Here is a 23,410-nt window from a genome sequence, read left to right as displayed (position 1 = left end):
AAAACATGATGGGTCTTTTTAGTTAAATTAAGTTTGAAATCGCTTAGATTTGATTAAAATTTAGATTTTTGCATGACCATGATTAAATATATCATCCAGCACACTAAGCTGCCAGAGCAGGCCGTAAAAAACACCATCGAGTTACTTAACCAAGATTGTACCATTCCGTTTATTTCGCGTTACCGAAAAGAACGAACCGGAAATTTAGATGAAGTTCAAATTGGAGACATTGTAAAATACAAAGATCAATTTGAAGCTTTGGAAAAGCGAAAGGTTGCAATTTTAAAAGCACTTGAAGAACAAGCTGTTTTAACAGGGGAATTAAAAGAGAAAATTGAATCGACCCAAGATTTAACCGCACTAGAAGATTTATACCTGCCCTATAAAAAAAGTCGAAAAACAAAAGCTGAAAATGCGCGACAAAACGGTTTGGAACCACTCGCGAAAATTATTATGGGTCAGAATGCAAACGATTTGGAATCCATTGCATTGAGATACGTAAAAGGCGATGTTAATTCGGTTGACGATGCTTTGGAAGGTGCGCGCCATATTATTGCAGAATGGATAAACGAGCGTACCGATATCCGGAACAATATCCGCCATCAATTAGAGCGATTTGCAATGATTTCCACGAAAGTGATAAAAACAAAAGCAATTGAAAACGCTCAAAAGTTTAGAGATTATTTTGATTGGGAAGAAAATTTAAGCAGAATCCCATCACACCGATTATTAGCTATTTTAAGGGCAGAAAAAGAAGGATTTATTCGCGTAAAAATAAATATAGATGACGAGCGCGCTCTAAATCACATGGAAAGACGCCTTATTAAAAGTCATAACGCTTGTGCGGAACACATAAAAACCGCCATTCAAGATGCGTATAAACGCTTGTTGCTACCATCGTTAAGCAATGAAGCACTGCAAATAGCCAAGGAAAAAGCCGATGAATCGGCCATTGGTGTATTCGCTAAAAACCTAAAACAATTGCTATTGGGTGCACCGTTGGGCGAAAAACGTGTGTTGGCTATCGACCCAGGATTTAGAACTGGTTGTAAAGTGGTGTGTTTAGATGCGCAAGGGCAATTAAAATACAACGAAACCATTTATCCGCATCCACCAAAAAACGATAGCCTTGGCGCCATGAAAAAAATAAGTTCGCTTGCTGATGCCTATAAAATTGAAGCCATTGCCATTGGTAACGGCACGGCATCCCGCGAAACCGAAGCCTTAATTAGAAAAATTAGATTTAAAAACGACATTCAAGTATTTGTCGTTAGTGAGGCTGGCGCGAGTATTTATTCGGCATCTAAAATCGCACGGGAGGAATTCCCCAATTACGATGTTACGGTTCGTGGTAGTGTTTCCATTGGTCGGCGTTTGCAAGACCCACTAGCGGAATTGGTAAAAATTGATGCCAAATCTATTGGCGTAGGGCAATATCAGCACGATGTCGATCAGACCAAATTACAAAAGTCGTTAGATACAGTGGTTGAAAATTGTGTGAATTCGGTTGGGGTAAACATCAATACTGCCAGCAAACCGTTATTGAGTTATGTGTCGGGAATTGGCCCCAAACTAGCCGAAAACATTTTTAATTACCGAAACGAAAACGGGTCGTTTACCTCAAGAAACGACATAAAAAAAGTACCGCGTTTGGGTGCAAAGGCCTTTGAGCAAGGTGCTGCTTTTTTAAGAATTAAAGGTGCCAAAAACCCGTTAGACGATTCGGCCGTACACCCTGAAAGTTATGGCATTGTAAAACAGATGGCGAAAGATTTGGGTAAAAACGTTGCGGATGTAATAGGGCATTCCGAATTGCTTAAAAACATAGATTTAAAACCATACTGCACCGATTCGGTTGGCTTACCGACGCTTGAAGACATTGTTAAAGAACTTGAAAAACCCGGTTTGGATATTCGCGAACAAGCCAAAGTATTTACTTTTAACCAAAATATAAAAACAATTAACGATTTGCGCGAAGGCCAATTGCTTCCGGGAATTGTCAACAACATCACTAATTTCGGTTGTTTTGTTGATGTTGGTATTAAAGAAAGCGGTCTCATCCATGTTTCAAATCTATCGGATACGTTTGTAAAAGACGTGAATGAGCACGTAAGTTTACACCAACAAATTATTGTAAAAGTTTTAGAGGTTGATGTTCCGCGAAAGCGCATTCAACTAAAGTTGCATAAGTAATAAAAACAGGATAATATACTATCATAAATTGCCAATTTAGTCTCATGAAAACGCGCTGTAGTCAACTACTTTTGCCGATTTATTTTTAGTCACTAATTTAATTCAAATGAAAAGGGCAAGAATCGCACTCGTTATTGGAATATTTTGCATTTCGGTATTCCCTATTTTGGTTAAGCTTAACTTAACGCCAGGGGTTATTTCGGCATTTTATCGAATGTTGTTTTCGCTGTTGCTACTTTTACCCTATGTATTAATAACACGACAACTAAAAATTCCTAATTTAAAAATAGGGTTATTGGCGGTTTTATGTGGCGTTATTTTTGGTAGCGATGTGGCCGTTTGGAATATTGCCATACAAGAATCTACCGCTACGCAAGCCTCGTTATTAACCAATTTATCGCCTGTTTGGGTGGGTGTTTTAGCGTTGCTATTTTTAAAGGACAAGCCCAAAACCAATTTCTGGATAGGTACCGTAATTGCGGTTTTTGGAATGATTTTGTTGGTTGGTTTTTCGGTTTTTAAAAATTTAGATTTCGATTTGGCCTTTAGTTTTGGAGTACTTTCGGGGGTTTTATATGCATTTTATATGCTAATAAGCAAGGAGGTTTTAAAAAGTATGGACGTTATCACTTTTATGACGATAAGTTTAGCCGCTTCTTCTTTACATTTAGGCGTTGTGAGTTATGCTATAAACGAACCTTTTTCTGGATTTTCAGATGCCGGTTGGTTGGTATTGGTTATTCAAGCTGTTGTTTGTCAGCTTTTGGCTTGGCTTCTTATTAGTTACGCCACTAAGCACATGCGCGCTACAAGGGTTTCGGTAAGTTTGTTGGGTCAAGGTATTTTAGCATCAGCTTTAGCGTGGTTGTTTATTGATGAAACCATTACCCTAAACATGGTGTTGGGTGGTATTATTTTATTAATAGGCATTGGTGTTACTTTTATAGAAAAACAGCTCGTCACTTTTAAAAAATAACACGGTATAATCTTTTTTACAAACCGAAAAAAAATGAAGGGTTTTTAAAGGTTGAAATTTCCGCGAATGCGTATTCCCTTTAATAAATACAAATAAAAAATGCGAACTTTAAAGTTCGCATTTTTTATGTTTCGTTACAAAAGGAAACTATCTGTTCATGTTTTTCATTTCATCTTTAAAGGTGTCCAAATCAACACCGTTGCTTACCAAAGTCAAGGCTTTATCAACAATGTACTTTACGTTTTCGGGATGAAAACCTAAGCCCACACTAATTTTACCAAGCAACACCTCTTCATGGTCGCCCTTTATATGGTCTACATAAACCATACGTGCCAAATCGTACAAACGCTCTAACCGTCTATCGTAAGACATGGGCGGATTTATGGGGTGCGATTGGTAATCTTTTAAGATTTGGTTATAATCGCCTTCACTAATACTTAAATTACGAGCCAATCTATCTAAAAAGGCTTTTTCTCCCTCAGAAATCACACCATCGTCCATGGCAATACGCACAATGGCCGCAAAATGGTTTTTATTGCGCTTTTTAAACCCACTATCAAATAAATCTGAAAACGACATATATTTTTATTTTAAAGGTCATGCAAACCTACATATTTTTTTTAATATTCTAAACCGAAACGTTTATTTTTTTGGGCGTTACCGCAAGGGTCGCGCTTTTTGTTGCAATCTTTTTTTCGTGCCTCAAAAAAGGATTTCCACTACAATCGCTAACGCGGAAATTTGGAGGTTCGTTTAATGTTTTTAGGGGTGGTTTAAAATTTGTAACATTTTCGTAACCACGCTTGCATTAGCAATTAATTTTATAGTTGTGGGACAAATCGTTATTATATTCCAAAATTCCATCCTAACACTAATTTTATAGTATTGGTTTTAATTGTTCCTCCAATTGGTCTAGGAACACCACCTGTATCTAAAATTCCGAAATCATCTCTTATTTCAATTGTTAAGTCATTTTTCTCATTAAGAGAAATATTAGTGCCAATTCCGAGAGAAAGTCCGAAATCAATTTTTTTCAGTTCTGTAATAAGATCACTATCGTCATTTGGGTAATCTGGCTCAATTTTATTGTTTAATAGATAGTTGAAAAACGGTCCGCCATTTATGTAAAAATTTGAGCTTTCAAATTCATATTTTAATAGTATCGGTATATTTATATATTCATAAATTTCGTTGAAATTTTCTCTTCCTGTTTCTTCTGCCTCATAATTAAAGTACGTCAGTTGTATTTTCTTAATTTTCCTTTCGTAATTTATATTAGTCTTCAAGGATAGGTTTTCTTTTAAATAATAATCAAAAGTAACTCCTAACAAATACCCAACCTTAAATTTATTGTATTTTGCATATTCGTATCCTCTAATATCTGGGTAGTTTATTCCAGCATTTAATCCAATTTTAAAATCATTTTGTGCACCTGAATTCAATGAAAACATTAATCCTAATCCGATTAATAATAATTTAATTTTGTTCATAAGGGTATTTTAATTTTGAGTGAGTTTTAATGTTTTTTGAGGAAAGTTCAAAATTCGTGAAGATTTCAGAAGTTAGCGAGAACAAGCAATTGCCCGTGTCTGTTGTTGTACACAATGCTTATTTAGTTAATTCTATTTGAAATTTTGTAGCATCAAATGCCATTTTTAATCCTCTAAGATTAGGTTCTGTTTTATTGGTTTCAAACAATTCATTTAGATATTCGGTTTGCTTTTTTATCTTGTCGTTATCTTTTTGGAAAATTTGATATTTCAAGAGAAGTAAATTCGCCATAATTTTATCTGAGACACTTAAATGGCCTTCATTTAGAATTTCGTTTAACGTGCTTTTTATCGCATTATCATTTTCGAAAAGTTCATCAAATAGATAAGCATTAGCCAAATCAGATTTATTCATCTTTGAGTAATCATTCTGATCAGACATATCTTTTCTATAGGTCATTTTGTTTCCATTTAGAAAATACCATCTCGTGTAGGAGTCATTTTCTATTTTTATTTCTTTCTCAAATTCCTTTTTATTCGCACTCCAATTTGTAAAAGCTATCAAAAGCTCAGTGCCATCATCTTTCTTCAAGATTGCAAAGCGGATTAAGTAATTCCTTTTACCAGGTTTTTCAATTTCAATGTCTAAATTATTTTCTATTGAAACATATTTTTTCAGAGCTTTCAAGATTGAAGAGACATCTTCTGGACTTGCTTCTGGAAATAAATTTTCTCTTAAAAACAAGTCGATGTAAAGATAATGAGTTAAATAAAAATCATCCATTTTCAGATAATTCGACTCATTTAAATGATCCGTTTTTATCTTAATTTTTTCAGATTGAGCATATCCAAAATTTGTGAATATTGCTAATAGTAAAATCGTGATTATTTTTCTTTGCATTCCATTGGTATATATTGTGTACAACTTTTAAGTATACCATTCCGTTTTAATGATTGATACACTGTGCTAAACGAAGATAGAAGATTTTTTCTACAATTTCAAGCAATTATTTTGATTTGCGAATAAGGCTTTTTATAAAAATTTGATTTCAATTTAAAATCAAATGTGTACTTTTATGTTTTAAAATCAAACAAAACAATACGATTTCCTTCTTTTAGGGAATGAAAAAAATAAATTAGTTATGAAAGTTATAAATCAAAACATCCACATTGACGGTATCGATAAAAAGATACTTCGTGCCTTAATGCAAGATGCGCGAACACCAATTCTTGAAATTGCCCGTAACGTGGGTATTTCTGGGGCAGCCATTCATCAGCGTTTACGCAAATTGGAAAAATCAGGGTTAATCTCTGGTTCAAAATTTGTTATCAACCCCAAGGTTTTAGGCTACACCACCATGGCTTTTATTGGTATTTATTTAGATAAAGCCATGAGCAATCCCGAGGCCGTCAAACAGCTTAAAAAAATCCCTGAGGTTTTAGAATGCCATTACACTACGGGTAATTGGAGTGTTTTTATAAAAATTCTGTGTAAAGACAACGAACATTTAATGCATTTGCTCAACAAGGAAATCCAACCTATTTCTGGGGTGTCGCGTACCGAAACCTTTATTTCGTTAGACCAACAAATTGATAGACAGATAAGTATATAACCAAATCATTACAAAAACTTAAATCGATGTAAGATATTTTTTATTATTGGTACAATTATTGATATTATTATATCTAAATTTAAAACCCATCTTATAAAAAGATTACTGTTATTTTCTTTTGTTGCGCTTTTCTTTTATTCTACATCTTTTTCGCAAAACGAAACACAAAATGAAACAGATAATAGTGCAAGTTCACAAAACTTTAACGAAATTAAATTAAACGGTTTATTTTTAATAATAGGTGCTTTAGATGTTACTTACGAACGCACACTTAACGAAGAGTCTGGAGTAGGAATTACAGTTATGCTTCCATTTGACAATGATGTTAGCGATGATATTAAATACATCATATCGCCGTATTATCGTTTTTATTTTGGCGAAAAATATGCTGGCGGTTTTTTTCTTGAAGGCTTCGGAATGCTGAATTCTACAAATCGAGAAATTAATTTTTCAAACAACACCCAAGATTTTAGAACAGATTTTGCTTTAGGAATTGGTTTAGGTGGAAAATGGATTACCAATAGTGGTTTTATTGGCGAATTAAGTTTTGGCATTGGCAGAAACCTTTTTAACAACAACGATACCGATTATGAAATTATAGGTAAAGGTGCTATTTCTATAGGTTACAGATTCTAAAATGCTTTCCATATTAAACAAAAGCCCAAGCTATGCTCGGGTTTTTGTTTTTAGATATATCTGCATTCAGATATATATTTTAAAAGCTACCAATAAGGTTATTCATATACGAAACTCTATCCTCAAGCCATCGTTTCATAACCAACTCATCGGTTACTAAACCATTATTCCACATTTGAAGGTTTCTAGCTTTTGCACCTTTAATAATAAAAGCATGCTCATCTATATAATCCATTAAGTCATCAAGGTGATTGCTTGTGAAATTTAACCAATTCTCTTTAATCAAAGCTTTAGTTTTTGGGTCAGTCATCATTAGTCTTTTAAAGAAAGTGGTACCTGCTTTAGCATCTTCCCAGAATAAATCTTTATTAGGATTGCTAAAATGCCTACCTGTATCTTCAAAACCATAAGCCCAATCAAAATCCCAAAGGGGCCCCATTGTATATTTTCCTGTAGCTGTTTTATGTAAATAAGTGCTTTTCGGATGATTTATTTCTTCATTAGACGTTAGCATATACACAATTAGATATTTGGCAATGGATTCGCCATCTATATAATCAAGATAATTATTATTAGGAAAATCGTCGCTCGCCACCAACGCTTCAAACGCATTCCATTCACTTTGAACTACATCCAATTCAGCTTGCGTATCTAAATCTGGATCTTTTATCATTACAGGCAAGTTGTAGTCGGCTGATCTAAACTTCCAATCTTCATCATAATACTGGTCTAATTCTAACAACACACCATCGTCACCCACATTTACTCTATTTGTTTTAATCTCTAATTGTTCCGTTAATCCGTATACGCCAAGATAATTACCATTTAAAGTTAATTCTATAGGTATAATGGTATTGGTAAATGGCATGTCTAACATGCGCCCTACTGTAAAGGCTACATTATTTAACAAATGTACACCGTCTTGATAATCTGCTAGTAGTACCCAATCTTTTTCAGGTAATAATCGAGAAGAAGGGTCTTTATGAGATACAAGAGTCTCTTTAGTATCTAATTTTATTTTATAAGGCTTTTTTGGCCACGCCCAAGTAGAATTCCCTCTACCTTTTATCCTAGCTTGTTCGCTAAATTCAAAAACCCGATCTTCATATTTAGACTGCCCATCAATGGTCAATTTTGCATTTAAATAATCTTCCTTTGAAACAATTGGTGCGCTTCCTTCAGTGTCAATATAAATATGGGCTAAAGCATCATCCCAAGAAATGTTAACAGCGTATGCTTTATTGGCGCCTGACGTAGATTTTAAATTGTATGTTATTGGCTTTCTAAAATCAACAGCACTACTTGCACTAACTTGCTCTAAATCATTTATTTTTACAGTTTGCGCATTTGTAGAAAACGTAGGAATTGAATTGAAAAAATAGTTTTTGAGCTCCCCGCTAATACTACCATCATTAATATTGAAAACAATATCTTCTTTTAAATAAGGGTTGTTTTTCTTTTCAAAAATAAAGCTTTCAAAAACCAAATCTGCTTCTTCTACTTCTTGTTCAGCTGCAAATTCATTTTTTGAACAACTAACAAGACTTATAAAAAAAACTGTTAAATAGAGATAAACTAATTTTGGCTGTTTCAATAAATTACCCATGGTTTTATAATTAAAAACTTAATTAGGCAAATTTACTTGTTCTGAAATCCGATAAACCTTACTTTTTCGTCAATTAAGATTACTTTTTCGCCAATTACATTTTCATCAACCAAGAACGCACATCCACTTCTTGTTTTATAATTTGGCGTAAATCTTCAATTTTAACACGTTGCTGTTCCATGGTATCGCGGTGACGAATGGTAACGGTGTTGTCTTCTAAAGTATCGTGGTCTACAGTGATACAGAACGGTGTTCCGTTGGCATCTTGACGTCTGTAACGTTTTCCAACGGCATCCTTTTCATCGTAAAACACATTAAAATCCCATTTTAAATCTTCAACAATTTGTTTTGCAACCTCTGGCAAGCCATCTTTTTTAACCAAAGGAAAAATGGCGGCTTTAACCGGCGCTAAAACACTTGGCAATTTTAAAACGGTTCGTGTTGTTCCGTTTTCTAATTCTTCTTCCTGTAATGCGTTTGAGAATACGGCCAAAAACATGCGGTCTAAACCAATCGATGTTTCTAAAACATACGGTGTATAGCTGGCGTTTTCTTCGTGATCGAAATACTGTAATTTTTTCCCAGAGTATTCTTCGTGGGCTTTTAAATCGAAATCGGTTCGCGAGTGGATGCCTTCCAATTCCTTAAACCCAAATGGGAATTTAAACTCAATATCGGCCGCGGCATCTGCATAATGCGCCAATTTTTCGTGGTCGTGAAAACGGTAATTTTCCTCGCCCATCCCTAGGGATAAATGCCATTTTAATCGAGCTTCTTTCCAATACTCGTACCACTCTTTTTGGGTACCCGGTTTTATAAAAAACTGCATTTCCATTTGCTCGAATTCGCGCATTCTAAAAATAAATTGGCGCGCCACAATTTCGTTTCTGAAGGCTTTCCCTGTTTGGGCGATACCAAACGGAATTTTCATGCGTCCCGATTTTTGTACGTTTAAAAAGTTTACAAAAATACCTTGGGCCGTTTCCGGGCGTAAATACAAATCCATGGCCGTATCAGCAGATGCGCCCAACTTGGTTCCAAACATTAAATTAAACTGTTTTACTTCCGTCCAATTTTTGCTTCCGGTTAGCGGGTCGGCAATTTCCAATTCTTCAATAAGGGCTTTTACATCGGCCAAATCTTCGTTTTCCAAAGATTTTGCCATCCGCGAAAGCGTTGTATTTATTTTTTCTTGATAACCTAAAACACGTCCGTTTGTAGCAACAAATTCGTCTTTATCAAACGCATCACCAAAACGTTTTGCCGCTTTAGCTACTTCTTTATCAATTTTAGCTTCAATTTTAGCACAATAGTCTTCAATTAAAACATCGGCCCGATAGCGTTTTTTAGAATCTTTATTGTCAATTAACGGGTCGTTAAAGGCATCAACGTGCCCCGACGCTTTCCAAATGGTTGGATGCATAAATATAGCGGAGTCAATGCCCACAATATTGTCGTTCATTTGCACCATGGCCTTCCACCAGTAGTCGCGTATATTTTTCTTTAACTCTGCGCCGTTTTGTGCATAGTCGTAAACAGCACTTAATCCATCGTAGATTTCACTACTCTGGAACACGTAACCATACTCCTTAGCATGAGAGATTACTTTCTTAAATTGATCGTCTTGATTTGCCATAAATGCAAAAATATGAAACCGTTTAAATTCAATGCTATAAATCGGTTAAATTATTGCTGCTTTTATCAAAGTTTTTGTAAAATCTTTTTTTAATTATAAATCGTTAATTTTATTGAAGAAATTAAATTTATGGGTCTTCAATCTGTTATCAATCTTTTCTTCCCTAAAGTATGCTATGCGTGCCTTAATTTATTGGAAGACAACGCCGATACCATTTGCATTGATTGCCGCCACGATTTGCCCGTTACCAATTTTCATTTTGATGATAACGATGCGGTAAAAAAAGTGCTTTACGGACGTGCAAAAGTTGAAAACGGCACTGCGCTTTTTAGGTTCGAAAAAAAAGGATTGGTACAGCACCTCATCCATGGATTAAAATACAAGGGTTATGATAATATTGGGTATTTCTTGGGAAATTGGCTTGGTGGCGAATTAAAAACGGTTGATAATTACAGTACTATTGATGTTGTAATTCCTGTGCCGCTTCATAAAAACAAGTTGAAAAAAAGAGGGTTTAATCAAGTGGCAAAGTTTGGGCAACAAATTGCGAAAGCTTTAAACACTGATTATAGAGACGATGTTTTGGTTAAAATAACCAATACAAAATCGCAAGTCGATAAAAAACGTTTTGCCCGTTGGAACAATAACGACGAACTGTTTACTTTACAAAAGGCATCAGCCATTGAAAACAAACACATTCTTTTGGTGGACGATATTATTACAACCGGCGCAACCCTCGAAGCTTGCATTGCCGTTTTAAACCAAGCAAAAAACACAAAAATAAGTATTGCAACCATGGCAATAGCCTAAGCAGATTAGCCGTTATAGCTCTAAAATTATGCAGGTTTATTCAGTAAAGTTAAATTTTGCTCCAAAAAACACAATATTTAGTTTCACTTTGGTAACCGTTTCGCTAGTATATAAATTTTCTTATTCTGTTTTTTGTGAATTTCAGAACAAAAAAATTCATGTACTTTTGCTAAAAATTTAAAATGAGTCGATGAGCAAGACCCTTTCTAACTTTATTTTTATCGCATTTATAAGCTTGGTTTTTATTAACTGTGCCAATCGGGGTACACCTGGTGGCGGACCAAAGGACGAAACGCCTCCAAGCATTGAAAAATCGACTCCGGAAAATTTCTCGACCAATTTTAAAGGCAACGAAATCAAGATTGTTTTTGATGAATACATCAAGATAAAAGACTTGCAAAAACAATTGATTATCTCGCCGCCCATGACCTATCAACCCGATATAACGCCACTTGGTAGTGCGAGCAAAGAGATAAAAATCAGAATTAACGATACGCTGAAACCCAATACAACCTACGCCTTTAACTTTGGAAATAGCATTACCGACAACAACGAAGGCAACCCATTTCCTTATTACCGATACGTATTTTCAACGGGCGATTACATAGACTCGTTAACCGTAAAAGGGCAAATTGTCGATGCTTTTAAAAGACAGCCCGAAACCTTTGTATCGGTGGCTTTATACGAAATAGATTCTACCTTTAACGATTCTATCGTTTACAAAGAAGCCCCCAAATACATTACCAATACCCTCGACAGTGTTACCACGTTTTCCATTGAAAACATTAAAGCCGGAAAATATATGCTCATGGCGTTGAAAGATGCCAATAACGACAATAAATTTCAGCAAAAGACCGATCAGATAGCCTTTCATAAAAACTTTATTGAAGTACCCAACGATTCGCTTTACACCTTAAAATTATTTTCTGAAGCACCCGATTTTAAAGCCGTAAGACCGCGTTTAGAAGCTGGCGAAAAAATTGCTTTTGGTTACGAAGGCGATTATAAAGACATGAAAATTAAAATAACTTCTGAAACTCCGGAAGATTTTAAACATCGCATTACCAAAGATGAAAAAACCGATACGCTTTACTATTGGTACAAACCCAGATTACAGGTGGACTCGTTACTGTTTAACGTGTCGCATCCCACTTTTGAAAAAGATTATACCGTGCGCATTAGCGAACAAAAAAGAGATTCCTTAATATTTAAAGCGCAACCGTCTGGAAATATTGGTTACGAAGCGCCTTTTAAGATTTTTGCCAACATTCCGTTTACCGATTTCGACGCTTCAAAAATGCGTATTTTAGATAGGGATTCCACAAATGTCGATTTTACAACAGCCTACGATACGATTACAAATACATACCAGTTCGACTTTAATAAAACCGAAGACAACAGTTATAACATACAAGTGCTGCCCGAGGCGTTTACAGATTTTTTTGAGAATAAAAACGACACCTTAAACTACGCTGTAAAAACTAAAAAAGAGTCTGATTTCGGGTCTGTACGGTTCACCCTTGTAAACGCGAAATATCCTATTATTTTTCAATTAACCAATGCCAATGGCGAAGTTAAATACGAAAAATATGCCACTAAGCCCGAACCCTTGGATTTTTTAACTTTAGATTCTGGAAAATATTTTATCAGAGTGATTTTTGACACCAATGGCAACGGCAAATACGATTCCGGGAATTATTTAAAAAAGATTCAGCCAGAACGTGTAAGCCATTTTGAATTGGATGATGACGTACGATCGGATTGGGGTTTTGTACAGACTTTAATCTTTAATGAAGAGTAAAGGCATCCCTATCATCTAAAAACTTAAGTTTATTTCGGTATTTCGAAATGTGGTTTTTTTCCAAAACAACGATTTCAGTCTGTTCTTTATCGGGTTTAAATGCTGTTATTAAATTCCCTAAAACATCGTAAACCGCTGAGTGTCCTGAATACGCACTAGTCACGCCATCAACTCCAACACGGTTTACCCCAATACAGTAACTCATATTCTCGATAGCGCGCGCTTTTAATAAGGCATCCCACGCCGAAACTCTGGGCTTGGGCCAATTGGCAACATAAATTAAAACGTCGTAATCTTCAGTATTTCTTGCCCAAACGGGAAAGCGTAAATCGTAACAAATTAACGGGCAAATGTTCCAGCCTTTATAATTGACGATGATTTTCTCCGTCCCAGCGGCAAACACTTTATCTTCGCCAACCAAAGTAAAGGTGTGTCGTTTGTTGTAAACCGTTATTTTTCCGGAAGGCTCAACAAACAACAAGCGATTAAAATATTTGTTTTCTTCAGAAATAATTAGGCTTCCAACCATAGCGGTATTGTTTTTTGAAGCTGTATTTTTCATCCACTCTACCGTTTTACCTTGCATGGTTTCGGCTACAGCTTTGGCATTCATAGTAAAACCTGTGGTGAACATTTCGGGTAAAATAACCACATCGACCGCACTGGGAATACTTTCGATTTTTTCAGTAAAATGTTTTCGATTCTGTTCTGGGTTTTCCCAAACCAAATCCGATTGTATCAATGCTATTTTAAGTTGCTCGTGCACCATAACTAAACATGTTTTAATTTCTTTTCGGCTTTTTTATGCGCTGCTTTAAGCTTTTCAATTTTTTTAAGCCACTTTACTTCATCTTCGGGAGATAAATCACCTTTCTTTTCTAGCCTTTCGTACTTTTCAATGGCATGCTCGTATTTTTTAGCGGATTTATCAAAATTCGATTGTGCTTTTCGTTTTCTTTTTAAAGCTTTTTCAGCCTTTTTTTGCTTCTTTTCGGCTATTTTTTGACTTTTTTTAGCCTTTTTTATCTGCTTTTCCTTTTTTTCCGATGCTTTAGCCAACATCCTTTTCTTATTAAAAGCGGCCCGTATTTGCTGTTGTTCTTCAACAGTTAACGTGCTTGTAACATCAGTGCCTTTTTTTAAAATACTTTTCCCTTTTACAGTATACGTATGCCCGTTAAAATTTACCTCTTGGGCATTTAGCAAAAAGCCAAAACCCATCATGAATATGATAATAAATAGTTTCATTTTTTTCTGATTTATATTTTAATATTCTTTTTAGACACCACTTTTACAAATAAGTTACACACTTTAAATCTGGTTTAAAATCTCAGCAGCTTGCTTTAAAGTTTCATCTTTTTTGGCAAAACAAAACCTGAGCATTTTACTTTCAATTTTAGTATCATAAAAAACCGAAATGGGTATCGATGTCAATTTATTTTCAACAGTTAAGCGTTTTGCGAAATCCACATCATTTTCTTGGGTAATCCCTGAATAGTCCAAAAGCTGAAAATACGTGCCTTTTGATGGCGTAAATTTAAATCGCGAATCTTTAATTAAACTTAAAAACAAATCCCGTTTTTGTTGATAAAAGGCCGATAATTCTAAATAACGGTTTTCATTTTGCAAATACGCCGCTAGTGCCTTTTGCATAGGATGGTTAACGCTAAAAACATTAAACTGATGTACTTTTCTTAACTCGCTCATCAAGGGTTGTGGCGCGCAACAATAACCCATTTTCCAACCTGTATTATGGAAGGTTTTACCAAAAGATGCCACTATAAAACTTCTGGATTTTAAGTCGGGAAACAAGCAGGCACTTTGGTGTTTTTCGCCATCAAAAACCATATGCTCGTAAACCTCGTCGCTCAAAATTATAATATCGGTGCCTATGGTTAATTGTTGCAATTGACGCATATCAGCTTCAGAAAAAACAGTGCCGATTGGGTTTTGTGGCGTGTTGATAACCATCATTTTGGTACGACTATTAATTTTCGATTTTACTTCGTTCCAATCCACTTTAAAATTAGGGGATTCCAATGCAACCGAAACTGTTTTTCCGCCGTTTAATGCAATTGTCGGTTCGTAACAATCGTAAGCCGGTCTAAAAATAATAACCTCATCGTTGGGTTTAATAAATGCCGAAATAATACTGAAAATAGCTTGGGTTGCACCCGTGGTTATGGTAATCTCATTTTCGGGATGATAACTTGTGCCATACAACAAATCGAACTTTTTGGCAATCGCCTCGCGCAATCCTAAATCGCCTTGCATGGGCGCATATTGGTTATGCCCGTTTTGCATCGCCGAAGTAACCAAATCGATAAGGTTTTCATCCATTTTAAAATCAGGGAAACCCTGCGCTAAATTTATTGCATGATGCTTTTTAGCCAAAGCGCCCATAACCGTAAAAATGGTTGTGCCAACATCGGGTAATTTAGAAATATGCCGCATTTTATAATTATTATTAGCAGTAAATTTACACAATAAATAAATGCTTTATATATTTGATTTTATTATAAAATGGACACCATGAGATTTCTTAAATTTTTATTGCTTTTTGTATCGCTAAACGCCTTTGCACAACAAGGTGGTATGTGGATTCCTTCGCTTTTGGAAGGGATGAATGAAAACGAAATGACCAGTTTGGGCAGCAAGCTAACGGCCAAAGATATTTACGATGTTAACAACTCCAGCTTAAAGGATGCCATTGGGCATTTTAACGGTGGCTGTACCAGCGAAGTGATTTCGCCCAAAGGATTGATTTTAACCAATCACCATTGCGGGTTTAGCCAAATCCAATCGCATTCCTCACTGGAAAACGATTATTTAAAGAATGGGTTTTGGGCGAAGAATTTTCAAGAAGAACTTCCCAACAACGGCTTGTTTATTGAGTTTATTGTAAGCATTCACGATGTAACCAACGATGTTTTAGCGGCCATAAATGATAACATGACCGAAAAAGAAAAACAGTCGGTTATTGATAAAACCAGCAACGGTATTTTAAAAACATGGCCCAAAGAAACTTGGCAAGACGCTAAGATTAAATCCTTTTACAAAGGCAATCAGTACTTTTTATTTGTTACCGAACGATTTGATGATATCCGCTTAGTTGGTGCACCGCCAACCAGCATTGGCAAGTTTGGTAGCGATACCGATAACTGGGTGTTCCCGAGGCACACGGGCGATTTTGCTTTATTCCGAATTTATGCCGATGCCAACAACCGTCCAGCAAAATACAGCGAAAACAACAAACCGTACACGCCAAAACATTATTTACCCATATCGCTTGATGGCGTTGAAGAAGGCGATTTTACCATGGTATTTGGTTTCCCCGGTACTACCAACGAATATTTACCTGCCGTTGCCATCGAACATATTACAAAAGCCTATAACCCTACAAATATCGCCATTCGTGAAGCGGCTTTAAAAGTGATTGATGAAAAGATGAAAGCCGACGACGAGGTGCGCATTAAATACGCCTCAAAACAAGCAAGAATTGCCAATGCTTGGAAAAAATGGATAGGTGAGAATCTGGGTATTGAAAAAAGTAACGCCGTTGAAAAAAGACGCGCTTTTGAAGCCACTTTTACCAAAGCCTTAAAAGAAAAAGGATTGGAGAAAAAATATGGCGATATCCTTCCTGAATTTGACCGCTTGTACAAAGATTTTGCACCCGTAAACATTAAACGTCGAAATTTTATTGAAATCTTTTTAACTACCAATGAGTTGATGCAAATGACTTTTAGAACGTATCAAATCGTGGAGGCCATCAACAACAACCCCAATGTTTTCGAACCTGCCAAAGCAGATCTTACTGCAAGGTTAAAGAGCATTCATAAAAATTACAATGTCGATGTGGATAGAGGTGTGTATAACAGCGTGATGCCTTTATATACAAATCATGTGGATGCTTCAATTTATGATAAAACGGCCTTTACGGATTTAGATTCGGCTTTAAAATTATTGGAAGGCACCCCGGAAGACGTCTTAAAAAACATTAATAACGACGCCGCTTACCAATACGCCAAACCGCTTATTGATGAGTTTTTCAATGTAATTGACAAAGAATTTCAACAAAAAAACGAGCCGATTACGGCACTACAAACCAGATACATGACGGCTTTAATGAAGGCTTTACCCAATGCGCGTTATTTCCCCGATGCGAACAGTACACTTCGCGTTACTTATGGTCAGGTTCGTGGATATTCGCCCAGAGACGCGGTGTATTACAACCATGTGAGCTATTTAGATGGTGTTATTGAAAAATATATTCCTGGGGATTACGAGTTTGATGTGCCACAGAAACTACGCGATTTATACGCTGCAAAAGATTATGGCCAATATGCCGATACCAACGGAAAAGTACCGGTTTGCTTTTTAGGCACCAATCACACTACGGGTGGAAATTCGGGAAGTCCAGCTATTGATGCGCATGGGAATTTAGTGGGCTTAAACTTCGATAGGGTTTGGGAAGGCACGATGAGCGACATGAATTACGACCCCGAAATTTGCAGAAATATTATGGTGGATGTACGTTACATTCTTTTTATAATCGATAAATATGCGGGTGCCAAACACTTAATTGATGAAATGGAATTGGTGCATCCTAAAAGATAGTTTTTAGTAACATATTATTCAGCTTATCCTGCAAGGTCTCTTTTTGACCTTGTAGGTATTTTGACAAAGATTTCTTTATTAAGCTAAAAAGACCTACAAGGTTTTTAAAACCTTGCAGGTTGAAAAATTATATAATCTTCAACTGTTTTAACAAATTCTGTTTGTAGGTTCTGCCAATGGGAATTTTATTGTCTTTTATAAAAAGTGTATTTCCTGAGATTTTATCAACAAATTTTCGATTGACTATAAAAGATTTATGCACTTGAAAAAACTGGGTCTCAGGCAACTTGGAATGCCAATTTTTTAAGGCATCAATATACGATAGCTTTTGGGTTTCGGTAACCACGGTAATGTAATTCCTATCCGATTCAATAAAAAGTATCGTGTTTAAAGTGAGCTTGTGCAGTGTTTTATCCACATTCAAAAAAATAGAGTCTTCGGCTTTTTCTTCGGTGGCGATTTTTGGCGTTTCAATTCTATCTTTTGCTTTATTGATGGCTTTTAAAAACCTATCGAACGAAAAGGGTTTCACCAAATAATCAACAATGGTATCCAACTCAAAACTAGACACCGCGTAATCGGGATAGGCCGTCGTCATAATAATTGCCGGTGGATTTGCGATGGTTTTAATAAAATCCAGTCCGGAAATATCGGGCAGATTAATATCCAAAAACACCACATCAACGGTGTTGGTATTCAAAAACGAATGCGCTTCAATGGCCGCTTTAAACGTATCGATTAAATTGAGATGAGGCACTTTATCTATAAAATGCCTTAGAATATTTTGAGCAGGAATTTCGTCTTCAATGATGATGCAATTCATATATCCTTTTTTGATGTCAGTTCGAGTGAAATTCTTTTTAATTCAAATTTAATCTTAAATACACTTTAAACGTTTCAGCTTTTAGAATTTTAAACTCGTATTTATCTTTATAAATAAGTTTCAATCGTTTTTCTAAGTTTTGCAGGCCTATTTTAAAATTGGTTTCGCTTACTTTTTCTTTATTGAAATCGTTCTCACAAATACATTCCAAAATCTTGTTTTCAACACGAATAGCTATCGAAATATCGCTGTTTAAAGTACTGTGTTTAAACGCATTTTCTATGATGGTTATCAATAGTAACGGCGCGATTTTATTCTGAAACGCATCAATGTTTTTTGTATAATGAATCTGTTTTGTGCCTTCTGTTCGTAGCTTTTGGAATTTCATGTAATTATCAATAAATTGAATCTCTTTTTCCAAAGAAATCGTTTCAGCATTGCTTTCGTAAAGCACGTGTTTCAAATTGTCGGACAGCATCAAAATAAGGTCGGCGGCTTCGTTTGGTTTTTCTAAAGTGTAGGAATAAATGGTATTCAAATTATTGAAAAGCACATGCGGATTGATTTGCGATTTTAAGAATTTCAGTTCCATTTCGGTATGTTCTTTTTTAATCTGCACCACTTCGGCCTGTTCGTCCAAAAAACGATAGAGCATCCAAATAAACGAGAAAAAAATAAGTGGCACCAGGGTTTGCCACAGGTAGTCGCTCAAACATTTCATAATGGAGCAACCGCATTGGGCAAACACGTTACAATACAATTGGGTTGCCAAAAATGAGATAACGGTAAACACAAAAACGTATAAAATATAAAGGCGCTTTTTAACAAAAAAGGGAAGCAGAATAAAATGGTTGGCGTAAACTATAATGACGAGAATGGATAGGTATTGCAAAAACGGATTGTCGTGCCAATAATAATCTGAAAACAAAAAAAGCGACACAAAAATAAACAGCATCCAAAACAGGATGTGCACCAAAATTTGCGAAGTATGTTTGTGTAAAGTTGGCATTTATTCCTGCTGAAAGTAATCAGAAATGCATAAGCATCAAAAAATTATGTACAAAAAACGGTTATAGTATTGCAAACTGCATAAATGTTGCCGTTTGTAAACTTAAGTACGCTGTTTGTAAACTTTATTGGTGTGGCTTGCATAACTGTTTTATGTTTGAAAATCATCAAAAAAAATCAATAATGAAACGAACCGTTATCTTATCTATCCTTTTACTTAACCTACATGTTGCCTTTTCCCAAACAGGAAACAAACTAATAACCGATAAAAATGGGAACGAACTTTTATTGGGAGAAATCTCGAAATCTGACTTAACCAAAAACACATTCAACATTTGGTTTTCTAAAAATTACGACGATTATTTAGTTAATAAAGGCGTTGTTAAACAATTAAAAGATTCTTTAAAAGCCTATGAAATTAAAGTTTTCTTGGGCACTTGGTGTGGCGACAGCAAACTTGAAGTGCCTAGGTTTTACAAGGTTTTGGAAGCCGCGAAATTTCCTGAAAACCAATTGCAGGTTATTGCGGTTGATAGAACCAAAGAAGCTTACAAGCAAAGTCCGAATGGCGAGGAAAAAGGATTGAACATTCATCGGGTGCCAACCTTTATTTTCTATAAAAACGGTAAGGAAATCAATAGATTTGTAGAGCATCCCAAAGAAACTTTTGAGCGTGATATGTTGGCCATCATAACCAAAAACAAGTACACGCCAAATTATATGGCGGCCAATTATATGCACTATTTACTCAGCTCGAAAACCTTGGACAGCTTAAAATTAGAAGAACCGATTTTGGTTTCAAGATTAGCGGAATTTGTAAAAGGCAGTCGCGAATTAAACACGTTTGGCTATGCGCTTTTACGCTCTAATCAAACGGAAAAAGCCTTGTATGTTTTCGATTTGAACACCAAAATATTTCCTTATAAATACAATGTTTACGATAGTTTGGGTGAGGCTTATTTTGAAACGAAAAACTATACCGAAGCTTTAAAAAACTATTACAAAGTGCTGAGTTTAAAACCAGTTGACGAGAATGCCAGAGAAATGGTTGATAAGATTATGAAGTTATAAGCATGAGAATCATCTAAAAAACAACTTCAAGCTTCAGTCTTCGTGCTTTAAACATTTAAACAATCTCCATTTTTTTCAATAAAAAAGACGCATTCATATTTTGGCAAATGCCTTGTTTCAACGTGTAATCAAAGTGAAGTTCGTCGTTTATAATTTTGGCATCAAAATAGTAGTTTTTCACATCGTCGAGTTCCTTTTCAATGTCGCATAAACTTAAATCATGTGTGGCAATAATACCCGTGGCATTTGAAGCGACCAGTTTTTCGACAAATTTTCTGGAACCAATCGCTTTATCAGTGCTGTTTGTGCCTTTTAAAATTTCATCTAAAACAATAAAATACGGCTCGTTTTTAATGGCATCAACAATATATTTTAAGCGTGTTAATTCTGAAAAGAAATACGAACTATCATCGGTTAACGAATCCGAAGTGCGCATACTCGTTATCAGTTTTACCGGCGAATAACCGCTAGATTTGGCGCAAACGGGCAAGCCCACGTTAGCCATAACAATATGTAAGGACACGGTACGCAAAAAGGTGCTTTTCCCAGCCATATTTGCACCGGTAACAATAAAGAACTGTTCGTTTTCAATAGTTAAATCACTATCCACACGTTTGCTTTTATTTAGTAGCGGATGCCCTAAACCTGCTGCTTTTATAACCGTTTGCGACGTGTTGATTTCCGGAAACACAAATTCGGGATGGTTATATGCAAAACCGCCAAGTGAATTGTAGGCATCAAAAAACGAAACCACCTCAAACCAATCTCCAACCTTAGCGCCATATTGTTTAATCCATTGCTCGATGTGGTAACTGTTTTTTATATCCGAAAGGAACAATCCGTTTCCAAAAATGGCGGAAATCAAATTATTCCTATTGTCCAAAGCATCCAACGATTTTGAAAGTTCGTTAAAAATAGACGAAGCTTTTTTGGTGTCCGATTGAATTTGCTGTTGTTTTTCTTGCAATAATTCCGATGTAAAATCCTCGTTTTCAATTCGCTTTAAAAGCGAGGCATATTGACGAAAGGTGTCTTTTACCCTATCCGAATTCACCGAAAGCACATTGGTTTTTTTAACATAAATCCCTGTAATTCCCAAGCCAACAAACAACCAATAGCCCATAAAAACCATATCGATGAGCTTGAAAAAAGTTAATGCAAACAACGCCAAGGAAAGCAAAGTAAATACCAACGGAAACCAGCGCATCATTTTTGGTAAAAACGGTTTGTAATGTTGCAGCCAATTAATAATATCTTTTGCGGGAGTTTCAACTGCAACCAAACTTGAGGTTGCCGAATACTGTTGGCGCCATTTGGGTTTACTGCTCAATTCTTTAATGGCCGCTTGCCGTAAAATAATATCATCCGTTGCATTTGCCAACAAGGCATCTGCTAATTTTTGGGTACCTTCGTTAATGGTGGTGCGGTTTATAAATTGAAAAAACGAACCGCGGCCAAACAAATCGATATCCAAACTATAAAAGTGGCTGGGGTCTTGAAATTCCAAACCTTCATTTCTATGATGAAAATCGCCCGAAGCTATTTTTATTTCCTCTTCATTAATTTTTACCAAGGCATTATTAAAGTTTCGTTGGGCTTTAAAATCGGTATATTTTGACAGCAAAAACACAAAAGCACCAATTCCAATGATTGAAATTAAAACCGCGAGTTGCCACAAACCAAAGCTTAAATACACGCCAAAACCTGTTGCTAAAAACACAATGACCCTAAGCAGACTTAAAGTTGTCATGCGTTTGTAAAGCTTATCGGCTTTAGCTTTATAGGTTTCTAAATGCTGTTGATAATATACTAAAGGATGATCCATTTTAAATTTTAATTCTGTTTCCCGCAATTGCGAAAAAGATAATGTGATTGACAACCTTAAGACCACGCTTCAAAGCATGATTTTAGGTAAAGAAACAAAAAAGCCCTGAAAATTTTCAAGGCTTTTTAGCTGTATATCTAAAAACTTAATCGCGGCTACCTCCAAAAACTTGTAGCGCCCAATACAACAATGTTGCCAAAGCACCAATGGCGGCCACTAAATAGGTTCGTGCGGCCCATTTTAAGGCATCTTCAGAACCCGCATATTCCTGCTGAGACACCATGTTTTTGTTTTTTAACCACGCTAAAGCACGATTACTCGCATCGTATTCAACCGGTAATGTAATAAAGCTAAATAAAGTTGCAAAACCCATCATTACCACACCGGCAACAGCAACCCACCAGCCTAAACCTAAGCCAGCAGCACCACCCAATATGAGGCCACCAATAATAAGCCATTGCGACATGCCCGAAGTTACACTTACAACCGGCACTAAAGCAGAACGCATTGTAAGCCATTCGTAAGCCTGGGCATGTTGTACGGCGTGTCCACATTCGTGTGCCGCAACCGCAGCTGCGGCCGCATTGCGCTGGTTGTAAACCGCTTCACTTAAATTAACCGTTTTGTTTTTGGGGTTATAGTGGTCGGTTAAACGCCCCGGCGTCGAGATAACCTCAACATCGGTAATACCGTGGTCTGCCAACATTTTTTCGGCAATTTCGGCACCGCTCATCCCGTTGCGCAATTGTACTTTAGAGTACTTCTCAAACTTCTTCTTTAAGGTATTGCTCACCAACCAGCTTACCAAAGCAATCGCACCAATTAATATATAATATCCAATCATTTTTTTAAATTTTAAATTTATTTTTTCAACCTTCTTAAATATAGCAAAAATAACGCCAATTTTACGGTCTGAAGTTTTGTCAGTCTGTTAAAGTATTGCTAATTATATTTCACCTTAAAATAGATCAGCAAAAACGCTGAAACAATGGTTATCGCATTGGCGGTAATCATAGACGGGCTATCAATAAACACCCCATAAACCAACCATAATGCAATGCCCACAAAAAACATAATAAGCATGGGTAACGACAGCCCCGAAACGTCTTTGGTTTGCCACGTTTTAAACACTTGTGGTAAAAAAGCAGCCGTGGTTAAAATGGCGGCTGCAAAACCTATAATTTCTATGTAATCCATAATGTTGTTTCTTCAATAAAATAATTATTTGAGCGTTACCCCAACCCTTCGACTCCGCTCAGGGCAAGAGGGGTCGGGCTTTCACTACTCGCTCCCTCCTGCGTC

Annotated in this window: 21 protein-coding genes; 8 read left to right on the top strand and 13 right to left on the bottom strand. The window is 36.0% G+C overall.

Translation table 11 applies throughout. The annotated features are described in order from the left end of the window. Nucleotides 1-72 precede the first annotated feature (72 nt). Complete coding sequence (locus ACN5J7_RS00590) at nucleotides 73-2,193, top strand: Tex family protein (protein WP_418602250.1); 2,121 nt, start codon at nucleotides 73-75, stop codon at nucleotides 2,191-2,193. A 106-nt stretch (nucleotides 2,194-2,299) separates the two neighbouring features. Then, nucleotides 2,300-3,169 (top strand): DMT family transporter, encoded by an 870-nt coding sequence (locus ACN5J7_RS00585; RefSeq protein ID WP_418602249.1) that lies wholly within the window; start codon nucleotides 2,300-2,302, stop codon nucleotides 3,167-3,169. Nucleotides 3,170-3,316: 147 nt separating this feature from the next. Here ACN5J7_RS00585 and ACN5J7_RS00580 read toward each other — a convergent pair whose 3' ends face one another. The 3 genes from ACN5J7_RS00580 to ACN5J7_RS00570 all read right to left on the bottom strand — a co-directional run bounded on the left by ACN5J7_RS00580 (nucleotide 3,317) and on the right by ACN5J7_RS00570 (nucleotide 5,560). Next, on the bottom strand, nucleotides 3,317-3,748 hold the full coding sequence (locus ACN5J7_RS00580; RefSeq protein WP_311936556.1) for a TerB family tellurite resistance protein: 432 nt from the start codon (nucleotides 3,746-3,748) through the stop codon (nucleotides 3,317-3,319). A 266-nt stretch (nucleotides 3,749-4,014) separates the two neighbouring features. Next, nucleotides 4,015-4,659 (bottom strand): porin family protein, encoded by a 645-nt coding sequence (locus ACN5J7_RS00575; RefSeq protein ID WP_418602248.1) that lies wholly within the window; start codon nucleotides 4,657-4,659, stop codon nucleotides 4,015-4,017. Between the two features lie 118 nt (nucleotides 4,660-4,777). Further along, nucleotides 4,778-5,560 (bottom strand): hypothetical protein, encoded by a 783-nt coding sequence (locus ACN5J7_RS00570; RefSeq protein WP_418602247.1) that lies wholly within the window; start codon nucleotides 5,558-5,560, stop codon nucleotides 4,778-4,780. 241 nt (nucleotides 5,561-5,801) lie between these two features. Between ACN5J7_RS00570 and ACN5J7_RS00565 the strand changes: the two genes are divergently transcribed. Both ACN5J7_RS00565 and ACN5J7_RS00560 read left to right on the top strand, forming a co-directional pair. Further along, nucleotides 5,802-6,272: an Lrp/AsnC ligand binding domain-containing protein gene (locus ACN5J7_RS00565; RefSeq protein WP_311936547.1), complete on the top strand. Its 471-nt coding sequence runs from the start codon at nucleotides 5,802-5,804 to the stop codon at nucleotides 6,270-6,272. A 33-nt stretch (nucleotides 6,273-6,305) separates the two neighbouring features. Next, a complete protein-coding gene (locus ACN5J7_RS00560) occupies nucleotides 6,306-6,908 on the top strand; it encodes a DUF3575 domain-containing protein (protein WP_418602820.1) in 603 nt (200 codons plus the stop codon). 79 nt (nucleotides 6,909-6,987) lie between these two features. Here the strand turns inward: ACN5J7_RS00560 and ACN5J7_RS00555 are convergent, their stop codons facing one another. Both ACN5J7_RS00555 and ACN5J7_RS00550 read right to left on the bottom strand, forming a co-directional pair. Continuing rightward, nucleotides 6,988-8,514: a CotH kinase family protein gene (locus ACN5J7_RS00555; RefSeq protein ID WP_418602246.1), complete on the bottom strand. Its 1,527-nt coding sequence runs from the start codon at nucleotides 8,512-8,514 to the stop codon at nucleotides 6,988-6,990. Nucleotides 8,515-8,608: 94 nt separating this feature from the next. After that, nucleotides 8,609-10,150: a glycine--tRNA ligase gene (locus tag ACN5J7_RS00550; protein WP_418602245.1), complete on the bottom strand. Its 1,542-nt coding sequence runs from the start codon at nucleotides 10,148-10,150 to the stop codon at nucleotides 8,609-8,611. A gap of 129 nt (nucleotides 10,151-10,279) precedes the next feature. On the opposite strand from ACN5J7_RS00550, the gene ACN5J7_RS00545 reads away from it, so the two are divergent. Both ACN5J7_RS00545 and ACN5J7_RS00540 read left to right on the top strand, forming a co-directional pair. Next, a complete protein-coding gene (locus ACN5J7_RS00545) occupies nucleotides 10,280-10,960 on the top strand; it encodes a ComF family protein (RefSeq protein WP_311936538.1) in 681 nt (226 codons plus the stop codon). A 190-nt stretch (nucleotides 10,961-11,150) separates the two neighbouring features. Beyond that, nucleotides 11,151-12,761: an Ig-like domain-containing protein gene (locus ACN5J7_RS00540; RefSeq protein ID WP_311936535.1), complete on the top strand. Its 1,611-nt coding sequence runs from the start codon at nucleotides 11,151-11,153 to the stop codon at nucleotides 12,759-12,761. Here ACN5J7_RS00540 and ACN5J7_RS00535 read toward each other — a convergent pair. The 3 genes from ACN5J7_RS00535 to ACN5J7_RS00525 form a co-directional block, all read right to left on the bottom strand. Further along, entirely contained in the window at nucleotides 12,748-13,527 is a 780-nt protein-coding gene (locus ACN5J7_RS00535; RefSeq protein WP_418602818.1) for an amidohydrolase, read from the bottom strand. The genes ACN5J7_RS00540 and ACN5J7_RS00535 overlap by 14 nt on opposite strands. Nucleotides 13,528-13,532: 5 nt before the next feature. After that, a complete protein-coding gene (locus tag ACN5J7_RS00530; RefSeq protein WP_311936532.1) occupies nucleotides 13,533-14,009 on the bottom strand; it encodes a hypothetical protein in 477 nt (158 codons plus the stop codon). A gap of 63 nt (nucleotides 14,010-14,072) precedes the next feature. Beyond that, nucleotides 14,073-15,215, bottom strand: a complete 1,143-nt coding sequence (locus ACN5J7_RS00525) for a methionine aminotransferase (RefSeq protein WP_418602244.1) — start codon at nucleotides 15,213-15,215, stop codon at nucleotides 14,073-14,075. Between the two features lie 78 nt (nucleotides 15,216-15,293). On the opposite strand from ACN5J7_RS00525, the gene ACN5J7_RS00520 reads away from it, so the two are divergent. After that, complete coding sequence (locus ACN5J7_RS00520; protein ID WP_418602243.1) at nucleotides 15,294-17,381, top strand: S46 family peptidase; 2,088 nt, start codon at nucleotides 15,294-15,296, stop codon at nucleotides 17,379-17,381. Between the two features lie 127 nt (nucleotides 17,382-17,508). Here the strand turns inward: ACN5J7_RS00520 and ACN5J7_RS00515 are convergent, their stop codons facing one another. Together ACN5J7_RS00515 and ACN5J7_RS00510 are read right to left on the bottom strand one after the other, a co-directional pair. Continuing rightward, the gene (locus ACN5J7_RS00515; RefSeq protein WP_418602242.1) at nucleotides 17,509-18,204 is read right to left on the bottom strand and encodes a LytR/AlgR family response regulator transcription factor; all 696 of its coding nucleotides are present in this window, start codon (nucleotides 18,202-18,204) and stop codon (nucleotides 17,509-17,511) included. Nucleotides 18,205-18,241: 37 nt separating this feature from the next. Further along, entirely contained in the window at nucleotides 18,242-19,213 is a 972-nt protein-coding gene (locus tag ACN5J7_RS00510) for a sensor histidine kinase (protein ID WP_418602241.1), read from the bottom strand. Nucleotides 19,214-19,395: 182 nt separating this feature from the next. On the opposite strand from ACN5J7_RS00510, the gene ACN5J7_RS00505 reads away from it, so the two are divergent. Beyond that, nucleotides 19,396-20,283 carry a thioredoxin family protein gene (locus ACN5J7_RS00505; RefSeq protein WP_418602240.1) on the top strand — a complete coding sequence of 296 codons (888 nt, stop codon included), beginning with the start codon at nucleotides 19,396-19,398 and terminating at the stop codon, nucleotides 20,281-20,283. Nucleotides 20,284-20,338: 55 nt separating this feature from the next. Here the strand turns inward: ACN5J7_RS00505 and ACN5J7_RS00500 are convergent, their stop codons facing one another. The 3 genes from ACN5J7_RS00500 to ACN5J7_RS00490 all read right to left on the bottom strand — a co-directional run bounded on the left by ACN5J7_RS00500 (nucleotide 20,339) and on the right by ACN5J7_RS00490 (nucleotide 23,305). Then, a complete protein-coding gene (locus ACN5J7_RS00500; RefSeq protein WP_418602239.1) occupies nucleotides 20,339-22,108 on the bottom strand; it encodes a MutS-related protein in 1,770 nt (589 codons plus the stop codon). A 145-nt stretch (nucleotides 22,109-22,253) separates the two neighbouring features. Beyond that, nucleotides 22,254-22,952, bottom strand: coding sequence for a zinc metallopeptidase (locus ACN5J7_RS00495; RefSeq protein WP_418602238.1), 699 nt, complete (start codon nucleotides 22,950-22,952; stop codon nucleotides 22,254-22,256). A gap of 98 nt (nucleotides 22,953-23,050) precedes the next feature. Beyond that, nucleotides 23,051-23,305, bottom strand: a complete 255-nt coding sequence (locus ACN5J7_RS00490; RefSeq protein WP_311936508.1) for a SemiSWEET transporter — start codon at nucleotides 23,303-23,305, stop codon at nucleotides 23,051-23,053. Nucleotides 23,306-23,410: the final 105 nt, after the last annotated feature.

This window comes from Hwangdonia sp. (genome assembly GCF_048381975.1).
Classification (GTDB): Bacteria; Bacteroidota; Bacteroidia; order Flavobacteriales; family Flavobacteriaceae; genus Hwangdonia; species Hwangdonia seohaensis.
The sequence above is the reverse complement of the archived record's forward strand: the minus strand, read 5'-3'. Positions and strand labels throughout refer to the sequence as shown.

Excerpts from the sequence above, each read along its gene's own strand:
- ACN5J7_RS00590 (WP_418602250.1), top strand. The coding sequence starts at position 73 with ATGACCATGATTAAATATATCATCCAGCACACTAAGCTGCCAGAGCAG.
- ACN5J7_RS00585 (WP_418602249.1), top strand. The coding sequence starts at position 2,300 with ATGAAAAGGGCAAGAATCGCACTCGTTATTGGAATATTTTGCATTTCG.
- ACN5J7_RS00580 (WP_311936556.1), bottom strand. The coding sequence starts at position 3,748 with ATGTCGTTTTCAGATTTATTTGATAGTGGGTTTAAAAAGCGCAATAAA.
- ACN5J7_RS00575 (WP_418602248.1), bottom strand. The coding sequence starts at position 4,659 with ATGAACAAAATTAAATTATTATTAATCGGATTAGGATTAATGTTTTCA.
- ACN5J7_RS00570 (WP_418602247.1), bottom strand. The coding sequence starts at position 5,560 with ATGCAAAGAAAAATAATCACGATTTTACTATTAGCAATATTCACAAAT.
- ACN5J7_RS00565 (WP_311936547.1), top strand. The coding sequence starts at position 5,802 with ATGAAAGTTATAAATCAAAACATCCACATTGACGGTATCGATAAAAAG.
- ACN5J7_RS00555 (WP_418602246.1), bottom strand. The coding sequence starts at position 8,514 with ATGGGTAATTTATTGAAACAGCCAAAATTAGTTTATCTCTATTTAACA.
- ACN5J7_RS00550 (WP_418602245.1), bottom strand. The coding sequence starts at position 10,150 with ATGGCAAATCAAGACGATCAATTTAAGAAAGTAATCTCTCATGCTAAG.
- ACN5J7_RS00545 (WP_311936538.1), top strand. The coding sequence starts at position 10,280 with ATGGGTCTTCAATCTGTTATCAATCTTTTCTTCCCTAAAGTATGCTAT.
- ACN5J7_RS00540 (WP_311936535.1), top strand. The coding sequence starts at position 11,151 with ATGAGCAAGACCCTTTCTAACTTTATTTTTATCGCATTTATAAGCTTG.
- ACN5J7_RS00530 (WP_311936532.1), bottom strand. The coding sequence starts at position 14,009 with ATGAAACTATTTATTATCATATTCATGATGGGTTTTGGCTTTTTGCTA.
- ACN5J7_RS00525 (WP_418602244.1), bottom strand. The coding sequence starts at position 15,215 with ATGCGGCATATTTCTAAATTACCCGATGTTGGCACAACCATTTTTACG.
- ACN5J7_RS00520 (WP_418602243.1), top strand. The coding sequence starts at position 15,294 with ATGAGATTTCTTAAATTTTTATTGCTTTTTGTATCGCTAAACGCCTTT.
- ACN5J7_RS00515 (WP_418602242.1), bottom strand. The coding sequence starts at position 18,204 with ATGAATTGCATCATCATTGAAGACGAAATTCCTGCTCAAAATATTCTA.
- ACN5J7_RS00510 (WP_418602241.1), bottom strand. The coding sequence starts at position 19,213 with ATGCCAACTTTACACAAACATACTTCGCAAATTTTGGTGCACATCCTG.
- ACN5J7_RS00505 (WP_418602240.1), top strand. The coding sequence starts at position 19,396 with ATGAAACGAACCGTTATCTTATCTATCCTTTTACTTAACCTACATGTT.
- ACN5J7_RS00500 (WP_418602239.1), bottom strand. The coding sequence starts at position 22,108 with ATGGATCATCCTTTAGTATATTATCAACAGCATTTAGAAACCTATAAA.
- ACN5J7_RS00495 (WP_418602238.1), bottom strand. The coding sequence starts at position 22,952 with ATGATTGGATATTATATATTAATTGGTGCGATTGCTTTGGTAAGCTGG.
- ACN5J7_RS00490 (WP_311936508.1), bottom strand. The coding sequence starts at position 23,305 with ATGGATTACATAGAAATTATAGGTTTTGCAGCCGCCATTTTAACCACG.